We start from the raw sequence: 23,853 nt of genomic DNA, 5'->3' as shown, positions 1-23,853 counted from the left end.
ATTGTAACGCTGCGCCTGACGGGGATTCCGGGAGGGGCATGGCCACACCCAAAAGGAGACTTGTGCGGTGCGGACGGCCTCTCCTAAAGTCTCGGGCGGCCGCCGCCGTTAATACTGACCTGTTTTGTATCCCGGTTGCGACCTCCGCCTGCAGTGGATTGGCCGCATTGGATCGGCCTGCCCAGGAGAACCGATGCTCGCCAGCAGTTACAACCCTCTTCTCGTCCTGCTTTCCCTCTTCGTGGCCATCCTAGCGTCGTATACGGCGCTGGATATGGCGGGACGTGTCGTCACCGCACACGGCCGCGCGGCGTTGTCGTGGCTCATCGGCGGCGCCTCGGCCATGGGGCTGGGCATCTGGTCGATGCACTTTGTCGGCATGCTGGCGCTGAACCTGCCGATTCCGGTTGGATATGACGTCGGAATCACGCTCACCTCGCTCGCCATCGGTATTGGGGCGTCGATGTTTGCGTTGTGGCTGGTCAGCCGACGTGATTTGCCGTGGCAGCGCCTGGCGGGCGGCGCGCTGCTCATGGGCGCGGGCGTCGCGGGCATGCACTACACCGGCATGGCCGCGCTGCGCATGAACCCCGGCATCCAATATGACCCCGCGAGGTTTGCGCTGTCGATCGTGATTGCGGTGCTGGCCTCTGGCGTGGCGCTGTGGATCGCCTTTCGCCTGAGGCGGCAGTCGCGACGCGTTCGTGCACTGCGTGCCGGTTCGGCGGTGGTGATGGGCGTGGCCATCGTCGGCATGCATTACATGGGCATGTCGGCGGCATCGTTTCCATTCGGCAGTGTGTGCGGGGCTGCGCATACCGGTGCGAGTGCCGAATGGCTGGCGCTGGTCATCATCATCGTGACGCTGGCGGTGCTGGCCATCGCGCTGATCATCTCGGTGCTGGACTTGCGCATGGAAGCGCACACCGCCTTACTGGCGAACTCACTGGCCGCGGCCAACAAGGAGCTGGCCTACCTTGCGCTGCACGACAACCTGACCAAGCTTTCCAACCGCGTGCTGCTGGAAGACCGCCTGACCCAGGCGATCCGCACGGCTGAACGCGAGAAGCGCCGCTTCGCTCTCATGTTCATGGACCTGGATGGCTTCAAGGCCGTCAACGATGTCTATGGCCACCATGTGGGCGATCTGCTGCTGATCGACGTCGCACAGCGCATCGGTGCACGGGTGCGCCAGCAGGACACCGTGGCGCGTGTCGGCGGCGATGAATTTGTTGTGCTCGCCTACGTGGACGATCCGGAAGACGCTGGCACCCTGGCCGACGCGCTGCTGGAAGTGGTGCGCGAGCCCTTCATGGCTGGCGGTCACGAGTTGCGTGTTTCTACCAGCATCGGCATCGCGATCTACCCCGGCAACGGCGACAACCAACACGATCTGCTCACCAATGCCGATGCAGCGATGTATCACGCGAAGGGTTTGGGCCGGAACGCCTACAGTTTCTTCGAGCCCTCGATGAACGCCGACGTGCATCACCAGTTGCAGCTCGCGCAGGACTTGCGCCGCGCGGTCGAGCGCAACGAACTCGTGCTGCACTACCAGCCCAAGTTCAACGCGCCCAATGGGCCGATCATGGGCGTGGAGGCGCTGGTGCGCTGGCAGCATCCCCAGCGCGGTTTGGTGCCCGCCGACGAGTTCATCCCGCTGGCCGAAAAGACGGGTCTGATCGTGCCGCTGGGCGCGTGGGTGCTGGACGAAGCCTGTCGCCAGATGGCGCAATGGCACCGCGAGGGGCGCACTGGCTGGACCGTCGCCGTGAATCTCTCCGCGCTGCAGTTTGGTCATGCTGCACTCATCGACACCGTGCGCGACACGCTCGCGCGCCATGCGCTGGCCCCGCGCAGTCTGACGCTGGAGATTACGGAGTCGACCGCCATGCGCGATGTCGATGCGAGCCTGCAGATCCTGCAGCAGCTCGACGCGATGGGCGTGCGGATTTCAATCGACGATTTCGGCACCGGTTATTCGAGTCTGCTGTATCTCAAGCGTCTGCCTGCCAGCGAGCTGAAGATCGACCGCGGTTTCGTGCGCGACCTGGCGCACGACACGGAAGACGCAGCCATCGTCTCGGCCATCGTGGCGCTGGGCCAGACGCTGAACCTGCGCATCGTCGCAGAAGGTGTGGAGACGGCCGAGCAGCAGGCGTTCCTGACGCGGCTCGGTTGTCACTCGCTGCAGGGTTACCTGCTTGGCCGCCCGATGACGGCGGAATCATTGAGCGCGGCGATGGCGTAAGCGCTTAGCGCGCCGCGAGTTCTGCGTCGAGTGCGGCCAGCTGGGCGGCCGTGCCGACGTTTTCCCAGCGGCCGTCGAAGCGTTCACCGGTGGCGCGACCTTCGGCGATGGCTTGGTGGTAGAGCGGCGTCATCGCCAGTCGCGTGCCGGGCGTGATGCCGGCAAATAGGCGCGTGTCGTACAAGCCGATGTTGCCGAACGTGAGGCGCTCGGGGCCGTCCGCGTGGAGCACGCCTTCGTTATCCAGGGCGAAATCGCCGCGAAGGTGGTAGGGCGGGTTCGGCACCATCACCAGGTGCATGCTGGGCGCGGCCTGCGCAGCCATTGCGGGCGCTCGGTCGCGCAGTGCGGCGTAATCGTAATCGCAGAACACGTCGCCGCTGACGGCAATGAATACGCTGTGCCCATCGCCGGCATGCAGCAGCGGCATGGCCTGGGCGACACCGCCTGCCGTTTCCAACGCTTGCCCTTCCGGTGAATACGCGAGGCGCACGCCCCACGTGCTGCCATCCCCGAGCGTGGCTTCGATCTGCGTGCCGAGCCACGCGTGGTTGATGACAATGTCGCGCACGCCTGCCGCAGCCAGGCGCTCGATCTGCCAGACGATCAGCGGTTTGCCGCCCACGTTGAGCAGGGGCTTGGGCGTGTGGTCGGTCAGCGGGCGCATGCGGTCGCCGCGGCCCGCCGCAAAAATCATGGCACGCGTCGTGGAATTCAAGTCATTACCTTCATGAGAATCAACAGCACAGCCATGCCACCGACGATGGTCCACATCGCACTCTTCGTCACCCGTGCGATGACGATGGCGACGATGCCCGCAAGCAGGCGCGGGTTGTCGACCGACACCGCGAGCGCGCCGTCGCGCATCAGCAGGTCGGGCGCGATCAGCGCGGTCAGCATCGCGGCCGGCACGTAGGGCAGGGCGTTGCGGAACCACATCGGCAGGTTCATGCGCCCTTCCAGCGCGATGAACGATAGACGGATCAGGTAGGTCGCCGCGCCGGCAATCAGCAGCACGCCGAAGAGGATCAGGGCTTTCATGCAGCAGCCCCCTTGTTGGACGGCCGAGCCAGCAAGCGCTCAATCAGCGCGCCGACGGCAATGCCGACACACGCCGCGCTCATCAGCCCCAGCTTGTGCGGCCAGCCTGTCCACGCCACGGCCAGCGCGGCGCCGGCCAACGCTGCAGCCAGTTGTGCGCGCGTGCGCAGCGCCGGCACCACGATGGCGATGAACGTGAGCGGCAGGAAGAAATCGAGCGGCCACGAGGTCGGCACTTGGGCCCCCAGCACCACGCCAACGATCGTCGACGCCTGCCAGCTTGACCATAGCGCCACGCCAGCGCCAAGGAAATACCAATGGCGGTAGGCGGCTTCCTCGCTGCCGGGCTGCGCGGTGACGACCCGACGGTTCATGGCGGCGAAGGCTTCGTCGGTCAGCAGATAGGCGATCAGCCATTTCCAGCGGCGCGGCAGGTGCGCCAGCGCCGGCGCAATGCTGGCCGAATACAGCGCGTGCCGCAGATTCACCATCGAGACCGTCGCCGCAATCACCAGAGCCGGCGCGCCACCGGCCCACAACTGCACAAGAATCATCTGCGAGGCGCCACCGAAAACGATGGCGCTCATCGCGACGGCAAGCCACGCAGGCATGCCCGCGGATGTGGCCAGCACGCCGTAGATCATGCCGAACGGCACCACGCCCAGCAGCATGGGCGCAAGTGCCAGCATGCCGGCGCGAAACTCGACGGCGCGGGGGGAAGCCATCAGAACGTGTAGCCGATCTTCTGCGCGCGATCTTCGAGTTGATCGAGCAGGCGGGCCAATGGCGCCAGCGCGTTGTAGCGGCTGCACACCCGGCGCAAATAAGCGATGAAGCGCGGGGTGTCTTCCACGTAGCCGGTCTTGCCGTCGCGGTAGCACAGGCGCGCGAAGATGCCCGCCACCTTCAGATGGCGTTGCGCGCCCATCCATTCGAGGGCGCGGTAGAACTCGCCGAAGTCTTCATCGACGGGCAGCTTGGCGGCGCGGGCAGCTTCCCAGTAGCGCACGGCCCAATCCAGCTCCTGCTCTTCATCCCACGACAGGAAGGCGTCGCGCAGCAGCGAGGCGGCGTCGTAGGTGATCGGGCCGTAGACGGCGTCCTGGAAATCCAGCACGCCCGGCTGCGACGGGTCGGCCGCGTTGATCATCAGGTTGCGCGGCATGTAGTCACGATGGACGTACACGCGCGGCTGGGCCAGGGCGCTGTCGACCAGCAGCTTGAACACCTTGTCGAGCGATTCGCGCTGCGTGGCGTCCAACGGGCGTTGCAGGTGGCGGTCGACATACCAGTCCGGAAACAGCGACAGCTCGCGGCGCAGCAGCGCTTCGTCGTACGAAGGCAGCTCTCCCTCGCGCGACGCCAACTGCCAGCGCACCAGGGTATGGATGGCCGGGCGGAACAGCGTGTTGGCGTAGGCGAGGTCGAAATCGCGTTCGCGCAGCGATTGCAGATACGTTTGCGGGCCCAGATCGGTCAGCAGGAGGAAGCCCTGCGCGAGATCCTGCTCCAGCACCTGAGGTGCATGCACGCCGGCGCCATTCAGCAGGCCCGCCACATGGACGAACGGGCGGCAGTCTTCCTGCGGCGGCGGGGCGTCCATGACGACCAGCGTGCCGTGGGCGCTGTCCAGGCGGAAATAACGGCGGAAGCTGGCATCGGCCGAAGCGGGCTGCAGCGTGTCGATGCGCAGGCCGCGGGCGGCGGGCAATGTGCCGAGCCAGTCGCGCAGTTGACTGAGGCGTGCGTCGGTTGCGCCTGCTGCGGCGCCAGGGGTCGAAGCCATGCTGAGAGAATGCTGGAATGAGGCTGGAAGGAAGCCCCGTATAATACCCGACCGAGTTTCGCTGCGAGCGAGCGCCGGCCCTGTCCAGGCCGCGTCCGGCGGCGGGATTGACCGCAGTACTGACTGATTTTGTGCCTGTGCGTGCCGTTGCGCGCGCGGCCCTGTTCCCGATCTGCATGACCGAACCGAACCGAGCCAGGAAAAACCGGCAGCGCGCTGCTGTTGCCGCGCCCGATCAGCGGCCCGCCGACTTGGCCACCATCAGGCGTGGCACGCTGGCATTGCGCCCGCTGGTGTTCGCGGTGGCCGGTGTCTGGACGGCGACGTCCGCGGCGCAGAGCGCGGACACCACGCAAGCGACTGCGCCTGCTGTTACCCCGGCCTCGTCGGTGACAGCGCTGGCCACGTCCGGCCCGACCACGCCTGGCGGCAGTCCGCTGGTGCCCAAGATGGCCGAGCCCGTCCAGCGACCGGACAACACTGTCCCCACATTTACCGCGGCCGACAAGATGGACGGCCGCACCAACGAAGACATCCACCTGCGCGGCAATGGCGAATTGCGCCGCAACGGTTCGGTGCTCAAGGGCGACACCCTCGACTACAACCAGGACACCGACGTGGCCACGGCCACCGGCAACGTGCGCTTGTTCAAGGGCGGCACGCTCGTCACCGGCCCGGATGCCAAGCTCAAAGTCACCGCCAACGAAGGCACCATCAGCACGCCGACCTACGAGTTCCACTCGACCGGTGGCCGCGGCACCGCAGACCGCATCGACTTCATCGACAAGGACAACAGCCGCATCACGCGCGGTACGTACACCACGTGCTCGCCCGACAACGTCGACTGGTACTTCAGCGCGAGCCGCATCGACATCGACAGCGATCGCCAGGTCGGCACTGGCCGCAACGGCGTACTGCACTTCTTCGGCGTGCCGGTGTTTGCCGCGCCGATCATGGACTTCCCGCTCAATGACGATCGCCGCAGCGGTTTCCTGGCACCGGTCTTCGGCTACAACAGCCGCAGCGGGGCCGACGTCACACTGCCGTACTACTTCAACATCGCGCCGAATCGCGATCTGACGTTGTATCCGCGTCTGCTCAGTACGCGTGGCCTGCAGCTGGGCGCTGAATACCGCTATCTCGATACGTCGTACAGCGGCGTCCTGCGCGGCGAATTCCTGCCCGATGATCGTGAAGCAGGTCGCAACCGTTGGTCGATTTCGGCGGTGCACACGCAGCGCCTGGCGCCTGGGCTGACCGGCTACATCAACTACAACAAAGTTTCGGATAACACCTATCCGGATGACCTTGGCCGCAGCATCGTCACGGCAACGCAGCGCCAGTACATCCAGGAAGGCGGCGTCACGTACTCAATCGGCGACTGGGTTGCGCTGGCGCGTGTGCAGAAGTTCCAGACGCTGTCGACCGCCACTACGCCCCTGGCAGCGCCCTACGAGCGTTTGCCGCAGTTGAGCCTGACGTATAACCGGTACGATGTTGGTGGCTTTGACATCAATTTCCTGACCGACTACACGCGGTTCTCGATCCCCACGGCCAACACCGTCCAGGGCGAGCGTTTGTTCATGCAGCCGACGATCAGCTACCCGATCATCCGCCCCGGCTGGTACGTCACGCCGAAGTTCATCCTGAATACCACCGCATATCGCCTGGACCGCCCGGCGGGTGATACGCAGGATACGCAGATCAATCGCACGCTGCCCACGTTCTCGCTCGATTCGGGCATGACCTTTGAGCGCGATGCGCCACTGGTCACCAAACTGTTTGGCGTGAGTTACATCCAGACACTTGAGCCGCGCCTGTTCTACGTATACACGCCGTACCGCGATCAGTCGCAGATTCCGCTGTTCGATACGGCGCAGTCGGACTACAACCTCGGCCAGATCTTTACCGAAAATCCGTACACGGGTTATGACCGCATTGCCGACAACAATAAGCTGACAGCGGGCGTGACCACGCGCTTTATTGAAGCGGAATCGGGCATTGAACGCCTGCGTGCCACGATCGCCCAGCGTATCGATTTCGAAGGCCAGCGCGTGACGCTAGCGGGTGCGGCACCGACGTCGGTGCGCCGCTATTCCGACCTTCTGGGCGCGACCACGATCCAGATGTTCCGTGGCATCTTTTTCGATACGAACCTTCAGTACAATCAGGACATCGATCGCATCATGCGCTCGACCGTCGCATTCAGCTGGAAGCCGGAAGCCAACAAAGTGATCAACCTCGGCTACCGCTATTACCGGCAAGACGCGAATACCGGTCAGCTTCCGCTGGAACAGGCCGATATCTCAACGCAGTGGCCGATCACACGGCGCCTGTACGGCCTGGGCCGCATCGGTTATGACCTGGATGCGCGTAAGCCGTCGGATATGCTGCTTGGCCTGGAATATGTGGCGGACTGCTGGGTCGGCCGACTGGCGGTACAGCGCTACAGCAATGCGGTTTCGGGCTATACGACGCATATCTTTGCCCAGATCGAATTCAAGGGTTTGTCGAAGGTGGGGAACAATCCGATCGACGTGATTCGTCTGAACGTGCCCGGCTACCAGCCGGTGACCGCGCAGCCGATCACGCCGTCCGTGCTGGATCAATATGAATAACGACATCATGGCTTTCCAATCGACCGCTTTCGCCACGCGTGTGGCTCCTCTGGGCCGCTTGCGTGTCGCCACCAGCGTGCTGGTCGCGCTGATGGCGGGGACCACGCTGGCACCAGCCGTCCACGCGCAGCAGGCGCAATCGGCAAAAAAGAGCGCTCCTGTGCGTGGCATCTTCGCCAACCCGGGTTCGTCGCCGAGCCAGCCGTTGCTGCAAGGCACGTTGCCGGAGCCGACGGCACCGGGCGCACCGCGTAGCCAGCTCGTCGACGAGGTGGTGGCCGTGGTCAACACCGACGTCATCACACGCCGCGAACTGCTCAACCGCGCCGACTTGGTCGAACGCACGTTCCGTGCGCAGAACCGTCCGCTGCCACCGCGTGCGGATTTGCTCGGTGAAGTGCTTGAGCAGCTGATCCTGGAGCGCGTGCAGGCGCAGACCGCCAAGGAAAGCGGCATCCGCGTGTCCGACGCCGATGTGGATCGTGCGGTGGAAAGCGTGGCCCAGCGCAACAACCTGTCCGTCCCGCAGCTCAAGAGCAAGCTGAAGGACGCCGGCATGACGTACGACAAGTACCGCGACGACCTGCGTCAGGAAATCCTGCTGGCGCGCCTGCGCGAGCGCGAGGTCGACTCCAAGGTGCAGGTCTACGACGGCGAGATCGATAACTATCTGGCGCAGCAGGGTGGCGGCACGGCTCCGGCTGGCGAGCAGCAATACAACGTCGCGCAGATTCTCGTGCCGGTCGCCGAAAGCGCCACGGATGCCGAGAAGGCCGCAGCACGCAGCAAGGCCGAAGCCCTGCTCAAACAAGCACAGGGCGGTGCGGATTTCGCCAAGCTGGCGCGTGACAATTCGGGCGCCCAGGATGCCTCGCAAGGCGGCGAACTTGGGCTGCGTCCGATCGGTCGCTTGCCGGCTGTGTTTGCCAACGCCGTGGTCGACATGAAGGCCGGCCAGGTGGCGAGCCAAGTGGTCGAAAGCCCGGCTGGTTATCACGTGATCAAGCTGTTGGAGAAGCGCGCGCCGAGTACGGCGATTGCCGCCAAGGTGCAGCAGACGCAAGTGCGCCACATTCTGATCAAGACCGGTCCGACGATGTCGGCAGAAGACGCGCGCCGCCAGTTGGCGGGCCTGCGCGATCGGATCGTGCACGGCTATGACTTTGGCGACGCGGCTCGCCGGTATTCGCAGGACGGTTCGGCCGGTGCGGGCGGCGAGCTGGGCTGGGTGTCGCCGGGCCAGTTGGTGCCGGAATTCGAGCAGGCGATGAACCAGCTCAAGCCCGGTGATGTGTCGCAGCCGGTGCAGAGCCAGTTCGGCGTGCATCTGATCCAGGTGGAAGGTCGTCGTGAGGCAGAGGTGTCGGGAGACCGCCAGCGCGACTACGCACGTTCGGTGATCCGCGAGCAGAAGGTGCAGGCCGCCTATGAAGATTGGCTGCGTGAGCTGCGCGACTCGGCCCACGTGGAATACCGGGTGAACCGTCAGCAGTAAGCTACGGACATCCGCATCGCTCACGGCCGCCTGCGGGCGGCCGTGGCGTTTCTAGACCAACGGGAAACCATCGCAGGAAAGCGCTGCATGCTGAACATTGCCATCACCACTGGAGAACCTGCCGGTATCGGCCCCGATATCACCGTGGCTGCGTTGCTGCACCTGGCGCGTCAGGCGTCGCCGCATTACGCCGATGTGCAGTGGCACGTGATTGGCGATACGGCATTGCTGCAGGCGCGCGCTGACGCGATCGGGCAGGGCGATTTCTGGCGTGTTGCCTCCACGGCGCTGACTATTGTGGAGCGCCCCCTGGGTACGCCGGTGCGCGCTGGCGTGCTCGATGCCGCCAACGGCCGCTATGTGCTTGGCCTGCTCGACGCAGCCATCGATGGCTGCCAGATTGGCACGGCGGACGGCGTCCGTTACGACGCGATGGTCACAGCGCCGGTGCAGAAGAGCACGATCAACGACGCAGGCGTGCCGTTTACCGGCCATACCGAATACTTGGCAGAGCGCAGCCGCACGCCGCGCGTGGTGATGATGCTCGCTGGCTCGCAGCCGGCACACGACAACACCATGCTGCGCGTGGCGTTGGCCACGACGCATTTGCCGTTGCGCGAGGTGCCGGACGCTATCACACCCGCAGTGCTCGACGAAACGCTCGACATCGTGCAACGTGATTTGCGCACGCGCTTCGGCTTGACCGCACCGCGCATTCTCGTGACGGGGCTGAATCCACATGCGGGTGAATCAGGTCATCTCGGCCGCGAAGAGATCGAGGTGATCGAGCCGGCCATCGCGCGTGCGCGTGCGCGCGGAATCGATGCGCGCGGTCCGTATCCGGCCGACACGCTGTTCCAGCCGCGGCTTCTTGCCGAGGCCGATTGCGTGCTGGCGATGTACCACGACCAAGGTCTGGCGCCGCTCAAGTACGGCACCTTCGGGCATGGCGTGAACATCACGCTGGGCCTGCCGTTCGTGCGCACGTCGGTGGACCACGGTACGGCGCTGGACTTGGCGGGCACGGGTCGCGCCGAGTTCGGCAGCATGATCGAGGCGATCGATACCGCCATCGCCATGGCGCGGCACACGGCACGTTCCTGAGTTTCTTCACCTTTTCGATTTCGAGTTCGCAATGGCACGATCCACGACCGGCGTTCACCAGGGGCACCAAGCCCGCAAGCGCTTCGGCCAGAACTTTCTGGTCGATGACGGCGTGATCCACGCCATCGTTGCCGCCATTGATCCAAAGCCCGACGACGTGCTCGTCGAAATCGGCCCAGGCCTCGGCGCGCTCACCGTGCCGCTCATGGAGCGCGTGCGCACGCTGCAGGTGGTCGAGTTGGACCGTGACCTCGTCGCGCGCTTGCAGAAGCGTTTCGGCGATCGGCTGATCGTGCATGCAGGCGATGCGCTGGCGTTCGATTTCGGTTCGCTGGTGGAGGTTGGGCGGCCGCTGCGCATTGTTGGCAACCTGCCGTACAACATCTCCAGCCCGCTGCTGTTTCACCTCGCCACGTTCGCCGACCGCGTGCGCGATCAGCACTTCATGCTGCAGAAAGAGGTGGTCGACCGCATGGTGGCCGCGCCGGGCAGCAAGGCGTTCAGCCGGCTGTCGGTGATGCTGCAGGTGCGGTACTACATGGAGCTGGTGCTGGATGTGCCGCCGGGCTCGTTCAACCCGCCGCCCAAGGTGGATTCGGCGGTGGTGCGGATGATTCCTTGGCCGGCCGACAAGTCGCCGTATGCGCCGGTCGACATGCGCGCGCTCGGCACGGTGGTGACGATGGCGTTTTCGCAGCGGCGCAAGGTGCTGCGCAACACGCTGGGGGCGCTGCGCGACGTGATCGATTTCGAAGCGCTTGGCTTTGATCTGGGCCGCCGCGCAGAAGAAGTGCCGGTAGAAGATTTCGTGGCGGTGGCGAATGCGCTGCCGGCCAACCGCATCGCCGGCAGCGTTTCCGCCCTTAGCGAAGATTGACGAGCAGGATGCCCGACAGCACGAGCGTTGCCGCCAGCGCAAACCGCAGGCCCACCGGCTCGTGCAACAGCAGCACGCCAAACGCCACGCCAAACAGCGGCGTCAGGAACGAGAACACAGACAACCGCGACGCCAGGTAACGGCGCAGCAGCCAGAACCATGTCAGGTAACTGGCGAACGCAATCAGCACGGACTGGTAGGCGAGGCTGGCCAGCGCGGTCGGTGTGAGGTTCGCGGTAAAGGCCTGGCCAGTGCCCGCGGCCATCAACAGCAGTAGCACGGCCGAGACGGCCAGCTGATACAGCAGCGTCTTCGCCGCCGGTGCTTCGGAAAGCTTGCTTGCCCGCACGACGATGGTCGTCGCGCCCCACAGCGCGCCCGCCACCACGCCCAGCGCGTCACCCAACGAGGTCGACGGCCCGGCCGCCGGGTGCAGGACACCATCGGCGAACGCCAGCACGATCCCCGCAAATGCAATGCCGATTCCGGCCCACTGGCGCGGGCGCAGGTGCTCGCCCGGCACAAAGAAGTGCAGGCCGAGCGCCGTGAAGATCGGCGCGGTGTAGAGAAACACCGCCATGCGCGAGGCGGTCGTGTAGCCCAGCCCGATGAAGATGCACAGGAACTCGACGCCGAACAGCACGCCGGCCATCAGGCCACCAGTCAGCGTGCCGTCGCGCAACGACAGGCACGTGCCGCGCCAGAGCGCAAACGCGAACACCAGGACCGACGCGATGGCCGAGCGCACACCGGCCTGCATGACGGGGCCCACGTCGTGCGCGGCCACCTTGATGGCGACCTGCTGAAAGCCCCAGCACATGCACAGCACCACCATCAGGCCGATGGCGGTGCCGTCCAGCGGCCGGCGGATCGCGTCAGTGGCGGTTGCCATCGGGCATCGAGCGCGCCTGAATCAGCTCGATCTTGTAGCCGTCCGGATCTTCCACAAACGCGATGATGGTGCTGCCGCCCTTGACCGGGCCCGCCTCACGCGTGACCTTGCCGCCTGCGTTGCGGATCTGGTCGCAGGCCTGCGCGGCATTGTCGACCTCGATGGCCAGGTGCCCAAATGCCGTGCCGAGTTCGTACTCGCTCACGCCGTAGTTGTAGGTCAGTTCGATGACCGTGTTGCCGGCTTCCGGGCCGTAACCGACGAACGCCAGCGAGTACTTGTATTCAGGGTTGTCGCTGGTGCGCAGCAGCTGCATGCCGAGCACGTTGGTGTAGAAGTCGATCGAGCGCTGCAAGTCGCCGACGCGCAGCATGGTGTGGAGCATTCGCATGGGGGTTTCCTTCCTGGAGAACTGCGGGAAGGCAATATTGTAGGGGGGTGTGGCGGAGCCTGCAGGGCAAGCATGTTTTGCTGCCGACGCATCCGTGGCAGCGGCGTCGGCGGGCGAGTCAGAACGCCGGCAAGTATTCCGGCGGATGCGAGCGCAGCTGCTCCCGCGCCTCGCGAAACTCAGGAAAGATCGACTCCACGGTGTCCCAGAAGCGCGGGCTGTGGTTCATCTCCTTGAGATGCGCCAGCTCGTGCGCAACCACGTAGTCGATCAAGCTCAGCGGGAAATGCACGAGGCGCCAGTTCAGGCGGATCTTGCCGTCGGCCGTGCAGCTTCCCCAGCGCGTGGCGGCGGAGGACAGCGCATACGCGCTATGCCGCACGCCCAGGCGCTCGGCATACACCTCAAGGCGCTCGCCGAAGAGGCGTCGAGCCTGCGTCTGCAGCCAGCCTTGCACGCGGTCCTTGATCTGCTGCTCCGTGGTGGTGGGCGGCAGGCCCAGGTGGAGCACGCTGGTGTCGGCATCAAACATCAATGCGCCGATGGGCGATTCCAGCTTGAGCGTGATCGTCTTGCCGAGGAAGGGCAGCGCGGCGCCGTCCTGCCACTCCATGGGCGGCAGCATGCGGCGTGCGGCGCTCGTGCGCCACTCGGCCAGCTTGGCGAAGATCCACTTCTGCTTTTCGGCGATGGCGTGTTCGATCTCGGCGAGCGTCACCCAGCGCGGAGCCGTGATCGACAAGCCGCGGTCATCGATGACAAAGCCGATGGTGCGCCGCGACGAACGCTTGAGGTTATAGATCAGCGCGCGCTCGCCGAGCGTCAGCCGGCGCTGGTTGGGGCCGAGCGGTGCGGTGGAAAAATCGAGTGCGGGTGGGGCGAGGAGGGACGCGTCAGGCGGCTGCGAAGGCGACGGGCCCTCAGGCGCGAGCAGCGGCAACTCAAGCTGGACGCTGTCGGCGGGGGTGGGCGAAGTCGGTGGGCGCAGCAGTTTCATGCGTGCTCGCGGTAGCTATCGGCGTCGATTCTACGCATTTCTGTTTCGATCCACGCTTCGACTTCGCGGTTGAGCTCGTCGCTGGTCTTGCCAGCGCTCGGAATGGCCGGCCCGACCGACAGGGTGATCAAGCCCGGATGCTTCAGGAACGAATTGCGCGGCCACACGCGGCCGGAGTTGTGTGCGATGGGGATGACCCATGCGCCGGTATCCACGGCAAAGCGCGCGCCGCCGCTCTTGTAGCGCGGTTTCGGGTCGCCCGAGCGCGTGCGCGTGCCCTCCGGAAACATGATCACCCATGCGCCGTCTGCAAGGCGCTCTTTGCCCTGGCGCGCGACCGAGGTGAACGCATTGGCGCCGTCCTTGCGGTTGATGTGCACCATTTTGAGCATGCCGAGCGCCCATCCAAAGAACGGCACATACAGCAGTTCGCGCTTGAAGACGTAGCACAGCGGGCGCGGCATGGTCGCGACAAAGGCCATGGTTTCCCACGCTGACTGATGCTTGGAAAGCAGTACCACCTGCTTGTTGGTGGCGACGGCTTCCTCGATGTGCTCCCAGCCCTGGTATTGCCAGCGGATGCCGAGCAGCCAGCGCGCCATCCAGATTGCAGACTTCGTCCAGCCGGACACCATCCAGAAACGGCGGTGCGGGTTCATGAACGGAAAGACGATGAAGCAGGCCACCGCGTAAATCGGTGTCCAGACGATCAGGAAAACCAGGTACAGCAGCGAACGGATAAAAGTCATTGGGGGCGAATTCAAGGGGCGCGCGTGGGCGTGCCCTGGGGCGCAGGGGATAGCAGCGCACGCGCAAACGCACGCAAGTCCTGATGAATCTGGGTGCCTGGGGGCAGGTCACCGGCATCGCGGGTCTTGGCGCCCTTGCCGGTCAGTACGAGGTGAGGTACGGCACCAACTTCGACACCGGCTTGCAGGTCACGCAGTGAGTCACCCACGACCGGCACGCCCGTCAGGTCGATGTCGAAGCGGCGTGCTATCTCGCGGAGCATGCCGGACTTGGGCTTGCGGCACTCGCACGCATCGGCGGCGGTGTGCGGGCAGAAGAAGACGGCGTCGACGCGCCCACCATAGGTGGCCAGCGCCTTGTACATCTTCTCGTGCATGGCGTTGAGCGCGGCGGCCTCGAACAGGCCGCGTCCGATGCCCGACTGGTTAGTTGCCACCACCACCTGGTAGCCGGCCTGATTCAGCTCGGCAATGGCTTCCAGGCTGCCGTCGAGGGCGATCCACTCGTCAGGCGACTTGATGAACTGGTCGCTGTCGTGGTTGATGACGCCATCGCGGTCGAGAATCACCAGTTTGGGAACGTGGGGCATGGTGGGCTCCGAACGGTGCTTGGGGTGCCGATCAGGCGGCCAGCTTGGAGATGTCCGCCACGCGGTTCATCAGTCCGTGCAGTTCAGCCAGCAGCGCGAGGCGGTTGTCGCGCAGCGCGGTGTCGTCGGCCATCACCATCACGCCGTCGAAGAACGTGTCGACCGCTTCGCGCAGGCCGGCCAACGTCTTGAGCGCGGTGGTGAAATCGCCGCGTGCGAAGGCATCGTGCACCTGCGGCTCCGACAAGGCCACGGCCTGGTGCAGGGCACGCTCGGCGTCTTCCTTGAGCAGTTGCGGCTGCACGGCACCAATGGCCACGTCGGTTTTCTTCAGGATGTTGGTGATGCGCTTGTTGGCGGCGGCCAGCGCTTCTGCCTGCGGCAGGGCAGCAAAGGCGCGCACGGCTTCGAGGCGCGCGACGATGTCGTCCAGGCGCTGCGGCCGCTGGCTCACCACGGCTTCCACCTCGTTGGTGCTGTAGCCCTTGTCCTTCAGGTAGCCGCGCAGGCGGTCGTAGAGGAAGTCGGAGATGGCGCCCAGGTCCGGCTTGACTGCGGCGATGCCGTCGAAGCTGGTAGCGGCAATCTTCAGCGCATCGTCGATCGTGAGCGCGAGCGGCTTCTCGATCAGCATGCGCAGGATGCCCAGGGCGTGGCGGCGCAGCGCGAACGGGTCTTTCTCCCCCGTGGGTTGCAGGCCGATGCCCCAGATACCAACCAGCGTTTCCAGCTTGTCGGCCAATGCCACCGCCGTACCGGTGGCGGTGCTGGGCAGCGCGTCGCCGGCAAAGCGCGGTTGGTAGTGTTCGGAGCAGGCCAGCGCCACGTCGTCGGGTTCGCCGTCGTGGCGGGCGTAGTAGGTGCCCATCGTGCCCTGCAGCTCGGGGAACTCGCCCACCATGTCGGTCAGCAGATCGGCCTTGGCCAGCAACGCGCCGCGCGAGGCGTGTGTTACATCCGCACCGAGCTTCTCCGCGAGTTGGCCCGCGATGGCTTGCAGGCGCGACACGCGCTCAAGCTGCGTGCCGATCTTGTTGTGATAGACCACGCGCGAGAGCAGCGGCACGCGGTCTGCCAGCGGCTTTTTCTTGTCCTGTTCGAAGAAGAAGCGCGCGTCGGCCAGGCGTGGGCGGACCACACGTTCGTTGCCTTGAATGATGGCCTCGGGCGTACCCGTGGCGATGTTCGAGACGATCAGGAAGCGGTTGCGCAGGTGGCCTTGTGCATCGGTCAGCGCAAAGTACTTCTGGTTGGTCTGCATGGTCAGGATCAGGCACTCCTGCGGCACGGCGAGGAACGCTTCCTCGAAATGGCAGGGGTAGACCACGGGCCATTCGACCAGCGCGTTCACCTCGTCGAGCAGCGCTTCGGGCATGACCACCGTATCGGCGCCGGCGGTCTTGAGCAGCTCGGCGCGGATGGCTTCCTTGCGCTTGCCATAGCTGGCGATGACTTTGCCCTGCGACTCCAGCGTGCTCGCATACGACGTGGCATTTTGGATGACGATTTCGCCGGCCGACAGGAAACGGTGGCCCAGTGTCACGTTGCCCGATTGCAGGCCAAATGCGCTGACAGGGATGACTTCGCTGTCGAGCAGGGCGATCAGCTTGTGCGCCGGGCGCACGAACTGAACGTTCTCGCCGTTCGGGCGCTGATACGTCATCACCTTCGGGATCGGAAGGTTGGCGATGGTCTGCGACAGTGCCGTCTGCAGGCCGTCGGCCAGCACGGCGCCGCGCGCGGTATAGCGATAGAACAGCGCTTCGGTCTTGCCGTCAGGCGCGCGTTCGAGCGATTCAGGGGCGATGGCGTCCACGCCCACGGTCTTGGCCAGCGCGGCCAGCTTCTTGACGAGCGGCGCGGCGGGTTTGCCCTCGGCATCGAAGGCGATGGTCACGGGCAGCACCTTCTCGCGCAGTTCGCGATCGGGCGCGGTGCGGCGCACGCCGGTGATCGATGCGGCCAGGCGGCGCGGCGTGGCAAAACCTTCCACGGCGGCGCCCTCTTCGAGCAGGCCTTGTGCCGACAGACCGTCAAACAGGCCGCGCGCAAACGCCTCGCCCAGGCGGGCCAGTGCCTTGGGCGGCAGTTCTTCGGTCAGCAGTTCGATCAGGAGGGTGGACATAGCGTTTGAATCGGTGACGTCGTTGTTCTGCGCCGCTTGGTGTTCAGATCAGTTGCGGCGGTACGTTGTGTTGTTCGGTTCAGTGATCAGCAGGGCGAGCCGGGCACGGGCTCCACACCCGACAGCAGCCACACGCCGTTCTGCTGCTGGAACTGCAATTGCGTGCCGGCGCACTGGCCCGGCGGCGGAGGCGGTGCAATCGGCGCAGGGGTGGTGCCGGGCGCAGCCGCATCGCGGCGCAGGAAGCGGGCCGACAGCAAGCCGCGGCGCGCGTCGTAACGCACCTCTTGCAGCGTGCCGGATACGTTGAATTCCAGACGGCTCGGCAGTTGCCCCGCCGAGCGGAACACCCGCGCACGGCGCTGTGCCTTTGCGCCGGTGCCTTGCCACTCCACCCACGTGAGTGGGAAGCGCAGGGCCGTCGCATACGTGCGCAACGGCACGCGATGCCAGCCGAGGTCACGCGCGCCCGACAGGTCGCAGGCCATCGTGCGCACCAGGCTCGTCCATTGATCGATCGACGGCGGCGGTGGCGTCCACGCTGTGCTCAGCGCTTGCTGAAGCGGCTTGGAATCGGCCACGCAAAGCTGCGTCAGGGTGCTGGGCACGACAAAAACCTTCTCCGTCGATGCCGCCTTGGACGTGCGATGCCGCGCCGCTTGCGCGACGCTCGCCGGTAGCGCCAGCGCGGCGATGGACGCTGCCGTCAGCAGCGCCAGGCCACGCCGTGCTCGGTTGGCCGTCATGCGGCCTCCGTGGTCTTGGCGGCGGCAGCGGCCGTGCCGCACATCGGGAAGCCGAGGCGCTCGCGCGAGTCGTAGTAAGCCTGCGCGACCAGACGCGACAGGTTGCGGATGCGGCCGATGTAGGCGGCGCGCTCCGTTACTGAAATGGCGCCGCGCGCGTCCAGCAGATTGAAGGTGTGGCCGGCCTTGAGCACCTGCTCGTAGGCGGGCAGGGCCAGTTGCACGACAGGTGCGTCGCCCTCGGCAGCGGCATCACCTTCTGCGCGCACGCCCATCAGGCGCTTGGCTTCGGCTTCGTGCTCGGCAAAGCGGCGGAACAGCACGGTCGTGTCGGCCTGCTCGAAGTTGTACGTCGATTGCTCGACTTCGTTCTGGTGATAGACGTCGCCGTAGGTCAGGCGGCGCTTCACGGGACCATTCGGGCCCGGCTCTTCCCACTCCGTCCAGACCAGGTCGTAGATGTTCTCGACCTGCTGCAGGTACATCGCCAGACGTTCGATGCCGTAGGTGATCTCACCGGTCACAGGCTTGCAGTCGAGGCCGCCGACTTGCTGGAAGTACGTGAATTGCGTGACTTCCATGCCGTTGAGCCACACCTCCCAGCCCAGGCCCCAGGCGCCGAGCGTGGGGTTCTCCCAGTCGTCTTCCACAAAGCGGACGTCGTTCTGCTTCAGGTCCAGGCCCAGCGCTTCCAGCGAACCGAGGTACAGATCGAGGATGTTTTCCGGCGCCGGCTTGAGCACCACTTGGTACTGGTAGTAATGCTGCAGGCGGTTTGGGTTCTCGCCGTAGCGGCCGTCCTTGGGGCGGCGCGACGGTTGTACGTAGGCGGCACGCCACGGCTCCGGGCCGATCGCGCGCAGGAAGGTGTGCACGTGCGACGTGCCGGCGCCGACTTCGAGGTCGATCGGTTGCAGCAGGGCGCAGCCCTGGGCGTCCCAGTACGACTGCAGCTTGAGAATGAGTTGCTGGAAGGTAAGCATGGTGGTACCCGTTGGTCCGCGGCGGCACGGAACGTGCGTTGCGCCGCGCGACGGTGGAATGCAGCGGCGGGCACGAGAAGCGCCTGGCTCCGTGCCCGCCGTAAAACGTTGAATTTTAGCGTTTTTTGTCAGCGACTCCGGAAAGTGGCTCGAAAGCCCTCCGGACGCTGAACGATCAATCTGCCGAAGCCCGGCGGCGGCGCACGAATGCCACCAGCAGAACCAGCGCGCCCAGGCCCAGCGCGGGCGCGTTGCCGGTCCGCACGAATGGCGTCAGGCCTTGCGTGCCTTGCACGTCGGTCTGCAATGTGCCAAGCGTGAAGACGGGCAGACGGGCCTGTACGCTGCCGTCGGGCTGCACCACGGCGGTCGCCCCCGTGTTGGTGGCGCGCAGCATCGGACGGCCCGTTTCCAGTGCGCGCATGCGCGAGATCTGCAGGTGCTGGTCCAACGCGATCGTGTCGCCAAACCACGCAAGATTCGTCACGTTCGCGAGCATCGTGGCGGGCTGATCCGCATGCCGCAGCGAGGCGGCAATTTCCTCGCCAAACAAATCCTCGTAGCAGATGTTGGGCGCGACACGCTGGTCGGCCACCGCCATGGGCGGCTGCACGGGCAGGCCGCGCCGGAAGTCGCCCAGCGGCATGTTCATCATGTTGACGAACCAGTGGAAACCGAAGGGGATGAACTCGCCGAAGGGCACGAGGTGGTGCTTGTTGTAGCGGTAGACGCCTTGGAATTGCGGACCGACGCCGAACACGCTGTTGGTGTAGTCGACACGCGAGTCCTCGCTGGCGGCTCCAAAGAGCACGCTGGAGCCGGTGGTATCGACGTAGGTACGGATGGCCAGCGCGATCTCCTGCGGCATCTCCTGAATCATGATCGGGAAGGCCGTCTCGGGCGTGACCACGAGTTGCGCGGGCTTCGCGGTGACCATCTTGGTGTACAGCTCCAGCGAGCGCTCGATGCCGGTCTGCTGGAACTTCACGTCCTGCGGCACATTGCCCTGCAAGAGGCGTACGGAAATGGGTTTGCCCACGGGTTCTGTCCACGCAATGCCGTGCAGCGGCAAGCCCGCTACCAGCACAAGCGCACCCGCGATGCCTGCCAGCCAGTGCAGGCGGCGCTCGGCCGCGACACACAGCAGACCCGCCAGCACTGCGGCGATCAGCACGATGCCGTAGACGCCCACCAGCGGTGCATAACCGGCCAGTGGGCCATCGGTGTGCGCGTAGCCGCCGTTGATCCAGGGAAAGCCTGTCCAGACCGTGCCGCGCAGCCACTCCGTGACGGCCCATGCCGCGCCAAATACCAGCGCGGATGCGGTGCCGGACCACCGTCCGCGTCGTGTTAGCCACTGCCATGCCCACACCGCCAGCGCCGGATGCAGCGCCAGATAGCCAGCGAACAGCAGCACGGCCAGCGCGGCCATCCATGCCGGCATGTCGCCGTAGACGTGCATGCTGATATAGAGCCACCAGACGCCCGACAGGAACCAGCCGAGCCCGAACGCATAGCCAACCCATGCTGCATCACGCAAACGCGGGGCGCGCTGCACGAGCGCGGCCAGCCCCGTCAGCGAGAGGATCTGCAGCCACCACCAGTGGTTCGGCGCGAACGACAGCGTATGCATGACGCCAAGCAGCGCTGCCAGCGGCATCGCAAAACGCAGCCGCGCGAGCGGCACAGCTTGGGCGTCCTGCCGACGGGACGGTGCGGCAGGGGAAGAGAACTGAGCGGGCACGGAAGGATCAGGCGGGGTGAGAACCAGAGGTGTCGGCCGTGGCATTGCCGCCGGCTGGCGTGGTGAGGCGGCGCACGAGCAGCACCTGCACCTGGCGCGCATCGGCGCGCAGCACGTCGAACTGCAGCGTGCCCATGACGATCTTCTCGCCCCGGTGTGGCACGCGGCCCAGGTGGTTGGACAGCAGTCCGCCCACGGTATCGACGTCTTCGTCGGAGAAATGTGTGCCGAAGGCTTCGTTGAACTGGCTGATTTCGGTCAGTCCGCGCACGCGCATGTGGCCATCGGCGGTCGGCAGGATGTTGTCTTCTTCCTGGTCGAAGTCGTATTCGTCCTCGATGTCGCCGACGATCTGCTCGAGCACATCTTCGATGGTGATGAGGCCGGCCACGCCGCCATATTCGTCAACGACGATGGCGATGTGGTTGCGATTGACGCGGAAGTCGCGCAGCAGCACGTTCAGTCGCTTGGATTCGGGGATGAACACGGCCGGGCGCAGCATGTCGCGCACATCGAAGCCTTCGTCGGTGTAGAAGCGCAGCAGGTCCTTGGCGAGCAGGATGCCGATGATGTTGTCGCGGCTGCCCTCGTAGACGGGGAAGCGCGAATGCGCGGCTTCCTGCACGAACGGGATGAATTCTGACGGCGCGTCGGCGATGTTGAGCGCATCCATCTGCGCGCGCGGGATCATGATGTCGCGCGCGCACAGGTCTGAGACCTGGAAGACGCCTTCGATCATCGACAAGGAGTCGGCGTCGATCAGGTTGCGCGCATGGGCGTCTTGGAGGATTTCGAGCAGCTCGGCCCGCGATTCGGGCTCGGGCGAGATGAGGTCGGTCAGGCGTTCCAGCAGCGTACGGGGTTTGTCGGCTGGCTTCGGACTGGGATACGGATCATTCATGGCGCGGTCGCGCGTCGTTAAACATCGGCCCAGCATACACCAAAAGCCCTGCCGCCCCGATGACGCGGGGTGGCCGCCCAGCCTCCGGAAGTGCTTCTTGTTTCACATATGGAGGCCGGGTTCGGGCGCGTCAACGATGGGCGATCTGCCGAAGGGGTAGCGGTCAGTCGTGCCCGCCATCACCGCCGCGTTGCTGGCCGTTGTCGTGCGTATTGCTGCCTTCGCTGCCTTGATGATTGTCGTTCTGGCCGCGGTCTCCATCGTCCTGACCGTGATGCTGACCGTGCCCGCCTGAGTCGTCACCCTCGCCGCCGTGGTTGCCATCGCCGCCATGGTCGTGATGACCGCCGTGGTTGCCATCGCCGCCATGGTCGTGATCGCCACCGTGGCTGCCGTCGCCGCCATGATCGTGATCGCCACCGTGGTTGCCATCGCCGCCATGGCCGTGATCGCCGCCGTGATTGCCATCGCCGCCATGGTCGTGATCGCCGCCGTGATTGCCGTCGCCGCCATGGTCGTGGTCACCGCCGTGATTGCCATTTCCACCATGGTCGTGATCGCCACCGTGATGTCCGCCGTGGTCATGATCGTGGTCGTGATCATGGTGGTGCCCGTGATGGTGGCCGCCTCCGTGGCAGCTTCCGCACGGCGATGGGACCGGCGATGGGCTCGGCGTCGGCGTCGGGGCTGGTGTCGGTGTCGGTGTTGGGCTGGGAGTCGGACTCGGCGATGGCGTCGGCGACGGGCTTGGCCCGGGGCTCGGTGTTGGGGCCGGCGTGGGGCCGGGGCTGGGCGACGCGCCCGGTGCCGGGGCCGGTGTGGGGCTGGGCTTGGAGGGCGGCGGCGTGTTGTTGCCGTTGGGTGGCGGCGCCTCGTTGTTGCTCGTCGGCGTGGTTGCGGCAGGTGCCGGGTCTGCAGGACGCGAATTGCTGTGATACCGGCCCAGCGTGCTCGCGCCACCGTAGGCCGTCCAGCGTCCGGCGATTTCCATGTCAACGCCCGCGAGCCAATGGTCGCCCGTGGCGCCGACGCCCACCAGCGCCTTGCTGCTCGCAAAGTCGTAGCCGCCGCCAATGAGCGCCTGCACGCTCGTGCTGCCCACCACCGCCTGCACACGCGGCCGGATGGTGCCTTGCGCGACCATCAGGTTCACCTCGGCGCCGACCACGTTGTTGCTGTCGGAGATGTTGACCGTGCGGCAACCGACCACCGCGCCTGGATGCCACGCGCCGTCGAACACGACCACGATGCCCGCATAGCACGATTGCTTGTGATCAGCGTGTGCGATGCGCGGCGTGACCGCCAGCGCCGTGCCGACACCCACGCCAACCAACAGCGTGGCCCACGGAATGCTGTCCATGAAGCGTTGACGCATGATGACCTCCCCGCGGTGGCCTCGCCCGTCTGTGCCCGGGCTGGCCGATGGCGCTCGTTTGCGCCGAATTCGTGAAGCGCGCTCGAGCGGCGGCTTATGCGTGGAGGATAGAAATCGCTACGGCAAAACCCATGCGCCATACGGAGAGCGGCGAGGGTTCCGGATGGCCGACGGCCTGTGCGACGTGTATGCGCGATTCGAACGGCGCGAGCATGCGCCGAATGGCGGAGGAAAACCCGTAAACCGTTGTCGGAACTGGGTTTGCGTCAATGCGGGTTGATTCAGTGTTGAAACAGCACGCTACAAGAATGGAACATGCAAAAGCAAAACGCCGGCGCGAGGCCGGCGTTTGAACATCAAGCGCGTTGCGCTTTAACGAGCTGCGTACGGATCGGCAAAACCGAGGTCGCGAAGGATCTCCGTTTCGATGCCTTCCATTTCCTTTGCATCGGCCGCATCTTCGTGGTCGTAGCCCTGGGCGTGCAGCGCGCCGTGCACGATCAGATGCGCGTAGTGCGCGAGCAGCGGCTTCTTCTGTTCCTTCGCTTCCTTTTCGACCACCGCGCAGCAGAGCACGATGTCGGCGGAGACCGGGTCTTCCTCGCTCTCTGCGTACGAGAAGGTCAGCACGTTGGTCGCGTAGTCCTTGCCGCGGTAGGTGCGGTTGAGCGTGCGACCTTCTTCTTCGCCGACAAAGCGCACGTTGAGTTGCGCATCGGCAAACAGCGCGGGGGCGATCCACGCTTCGATGTCTTGCTCCTTGGGCAGCGCCTTGCGTGCGGCGGCCTTGAGTTCGTCGCCGTACTGCACCGTCAGGTCGAGCGTGAGCATCTCGGCGCCGGCAGTGTCGTCATCGAAGGCTTCTTCCTTGGAGTCGGCCAACTCAGCGGCCTGGGTTTCGATGCGCAACGTGATGCTGTCGTGGTGCTCGGGGCGCAGCGAGAGCATGGCGTGCATGTCGGCGTCGGCGTGCTCGGCAACCAGGGTGATTGGCCCGTCCACGGTATTCGGCAGACCGAGGATCAGGCTGCGACCATCGGCAAATGCGATGCGCAGCGCGCTGGCGTCGACCGTCTTGGGTTTGCCTTGGGCGTCGAATACGTCGACGCGTGGGCCGAATGACTCGGCCGCCGTGGGTTGGGTCTTCTTGGGTTTTGCTTTGGTATCGGTCTTTGCTTTAGCCACGTT

21 protein-coding genes are annotated in these 23,853 nt (G+C 65.4%); 5 read left to right on the top strand and 16 right to left on the bottom strand.

Annotated elements, in window-relative coordinates; all coding sequences use genetic code 11:
• The first annotated feature begins 193 nt into the window (after positions 1 to 193).
• Positions 194 to 2,251 (top strand): putative bifunctional diguanylate cyclase/phosphodiesterase, encoded by a 2,058-nt coding sequence (locus ACEN9T_RS22205; protein ID WP_413707077.1) that lies wholly within the window; start codon positions 194 to 196, stop codon positions 2,249 to 2,251.
• 4 nt (positions 2,252 to 2,255) lie between these two features.
• Here the strand turns inward: ACEN9T_RS22205 and murU are convergent, their stop codons facing one another.
• Genes murU through ACEN9T_RS22185 form a run of 4 tightly spaced genes read right to left on the bottom strand, consistent with a single transcriptional unit; the run spans position 2,256 to position 5,078 of the window.
• Complete coding sequence (murU, locus tag ACEN9T_RS22200; RefSeq protein WP_413708500.1) at positions 2,256 to 2,948, bottom strand: N-acetylmuramate alpha-1-phosphate uridylyltransferase MurU; 693 nt, start codon at positions 2,946 to 2,948, stop codon at positions 2,256 to 2,258.
• 17 nt (positions 2,949 to 2,965) lie between these two features.
• Positions 2,966 to 3,292 carry an AzlD domain-containing protein gene (locus ACEN9T_RS22195; RefSeq protein ID WP_092973233.1) on the bottom strand — a complete coding sequence of 109 codons (327 nt, stop codon included), beginning with the start codon at positions 3,290 to 3,292 and terminating at the stop codon, positions 2,966 to 2,968.
• Entirely contained in the window at positions 3,289 to 4,017 is a 729-nt protein-coding gene (locus ACEN9T_RS22190; protein WP_413707076.1) for an AzlC family ABC transporter permease, read from the bottom strand. Before ACEN9T_RS22190 ends, ACEN9T_RS22195 begins: the two co-directional genes overlap by 4 nt.
• Entirely contained in the window at positions 4,017 to 5,078 is a 1,062-nt protein-coding gene (locus ACEN9T_RS22185) for an aminoglycoside phosphotransferase family protein (protein WP_413707075.1), read from the bottom strand. The genes ACEN9T_RS22190 and ACEN9T_RS22185 overlap by 1 nt, the downstream gene beginning before the upstream one ends.
• A gap of 176 nt (positions 5,079 to 5,254) precedes the next feature.
• Between ACEN9T_RS22185 and lptD the strand changes: the two genes are divergently transcribed.
• From lptD to rsmA, 4 genes are all read left to right on the top strand, one after another.
• Complete coding sequence (gene lptD / locus ACEN9T_RS22180; protein ID WP_413707074.1) at positions 5,255 to 7,696, top strand: LPS assembly protein LptD; 2,442 nt, start codon at positions 5,255 to 5,257, stop codon at positions 7,694 to 7,696.
• A complete protein-coding gene (locus ACEN9T_RS22175) occupies positions 7,689 to 9,191 on the top strand; it encodes a peptidylprolyl isomerase (protein WP_092973227.1) in 1,503 nt (500 codons plus the stop codon). The genes lptD and ACEN9T_RS22175 overlap by 8 nt, the downstream gene beginning before the upstream one ends.
• Before the next feature lie 87 nt (positions 9,192 to 9,278).
• Positions 9,279 to 10,295 carry a 4-hydroxythreonine-4-phosphate dehydrogenase PdxA gene (gene pdxA, locus ACEN9T_RS22170; protein WP_092973225.1) on the top strand — a complete coding sequence of 339 codons (1,017 nt, stop codon included), beginning with the start codon at positions 9,279 to 9,281 and terminating at the stop codon, positions 10,293 to 10,295.
• A 31-nt stretch (positions 10,296 to 10,326) separates the two neighbouring features.
• Positions 10,327 to 11,172: a 16S rRNA (adenine(1518)-N(6)/adenine(1519)-N(6))-dimethyltransferase RsmA gene (gene rsmA, locus ACEN9T_RS22165; protein ID WP_092973223.1), complete on the top strand. Its 846-nt coding sequence runs from the start codon at positions 10,327 to 10,329 to the stop codon at positions 11,170 to 11,172.
• Here rsmA and ACEN9T_RS22160 read toward each other — a convergent pair.
• The 12 genes from ACEN9T_RS22160 to ybeY form a co-directional block, all read right to left on the bottom strand.
• The gene (locus tag ACEN9T_RS22160; RefSeq protein ID WP_102064531.1) at positions 11,159 to 12,064 is read right to left on the bottom strand and encodes a DMT family transporter; all 906 of its coding nucleotides are present in this window, start codon (positions 12,062 to 12,064) and stop codon (positions 11,159 to 11,161) included. The genes rsmA and ACEN9T_RS22160 overlap by 14 nt on opposite strands.
• Positions 12,048 to 12,455, bottom strand: a complete 408-nt coding sequence (gene gloA / locus ACEN9T_RS22155) for a lactoylglutathione lyase (RefSeq protein ID WP_027678185.1) — start codon at positions 12,453 to 12,455, stop codon at positions 12,048 to 12,050. Before gloA ends, ACEN9T_RS22160 begins: the two co-directional genes overlap by 17 nt.
• Positions 12,456 to 12,573: 118 nt before the next feature.
• The gene (locus ACEN9T_RS22150; protein WP_413707073.1) at positions 12,574 to 13,452 is read right to left on the bottom strand and encodes a M48 family metallopeptidase; all 879 of its coding nucleotides are present in this window, start codon (positions 13,450 to 13,452) and stop codon (positions 12,574 to 12,576) included.
• On the bottom strand, positions 13,449 to 14,201 hold the full coding sequence (locus ACEN9T_RS22145) for a lysophospholipid acyltransferase family protein (protein ID WP_092973217.1): 753 nt from the start codon (positions 14,199 to 14,201) through the stop codon (positions 13,449 to 13,451). Before ACEN9T_RS22145 ends, ACEN9T_RS22150 begins: the two co-directional genes overlap by 4 nt.
• 11 nt (positions 14,202 to 14,212) lie before the next feature.
• Positions 14,213 to 14,791 (bottom strand): D-glycero-beta-D-manno-heptose 1,7-bisphosphate 7-phosphatase, encoded by a 579-nt coding sequence (gene gmhB / locus ACEN9T_RS22140; RefSeq protein WP_413707072.1) that lies wholly within the window; start codon positions 14,789 to 14,791, stop codon positions 14,213 to 14,215.
• A 31-nt stretch (positions 14,792 to 14,822) separates the two neighbouring features.
• Complete coding sequence (glyS, locus tag ACEN9T_RS22135) at positions 14,823 to 16,916, bottom strand: glycine--tRNA ligase subunit beta (protein WP_413707071.1); 2,094 nt, start codon at positions 16,914 to 16,916, stop codon at positions 14,823 to 14,825.
• Between the two features lie 86 nt (positions 16,917 to 17,002).
• Complete coding sequence (locus ACEN9T_RS22130; protein WP_092973211.1) at positions 17,003 to 17,662, bottom strand: hypothetical protein; 660 nt, start codon at positions 17,660 to 17,662, stop codon at positions 17,003 to 17,005.
• The gene (gene glyQ / locus ACEN9T_RS22125; protein ID WP_024976606.1) at positions 17,659 to 18,645 is read right to left on the bottom strand and encodes a glycine--tRNA ligase subunit alpha; all 987 of its coding nucleotides are present in this window, start codon (positions 18,643 to 18,645) and stop codon (positions 17,659 to 17,661) included. Before glyQ ends, ACEN9T_RS22130 begins: the two co-directional genes overlap by 4 nt.
• A 175-nt stretch (positions 18,646 to 18,820) precedes the next feature.
• Positions 18,821 to 20,332, bottom strand: a complete 1,512-nt coding sequence (lnt, locus tag ACEN9T_RS22120) for an apolipoprotein N-acyltransferase (protein ID WP_413708499.1) — start codon at positions 20,330 to 20,332, stop codon at positions 18,821 to 18,823.
• Positions 20,333 to 20,396: 64 nt separating this feature from the next.
• A complete protein-coding gene (locus tag ACEN9T_RS22115) occupies positions 20,397 to 21,290 on the bottom strand; it encodes an HlyC/CorC family transporter (protein WP_092973207.1) in 894 nt (297 codons plus the stop codon).
• 163 nt (positions 21,291 to 21,453) lie between these two features.
• Positions 21,454 to 22,665, bottom strand: coding sequence for a hypothetical protein (locus ACEN9T_RS22110; protein WP_413707070.1), 1,212 nt, complete (start codon positions 22,663 to 22,665; stop codon positions 21,454 to 21,456).
• A gap of 372 nt (positions 22,666 to 23,037) precedes the next feature.
• The gene (ybeY, locus tag ACEN9T_RS22105) at positions 23,038 to 23,850 is read right to left on the bottom strand and encodes an rRNA maturation RNase YbeY (protein ID WP_413707069.1); all 813 of its coding nucleotides are present in this window, start codon (positions 23,848 to 23,850) and stop codon (positions 23,038 to 23,040) included.
• Between the last annotated feature and the right edge of the window lie 3 nt (positions 23,851 to 23,853).

The sequence above is a fragment of the Ralstonia sp. Ralssp110 genome (assembly GCF_047325135.1).
GTDB classification, from domain to species: Bacteria; Pseudomonadota; Gammaproteobacteria; order Burkholderiales; family Burkholderiaceae; genus Ralstonia; species Ralstonia mojiangensis.
The sequence above is the reverse complement of the archived record's forward strand: the minus strand, read 5'-3'. Positions and strand labels throughout refer to the sequence as shown.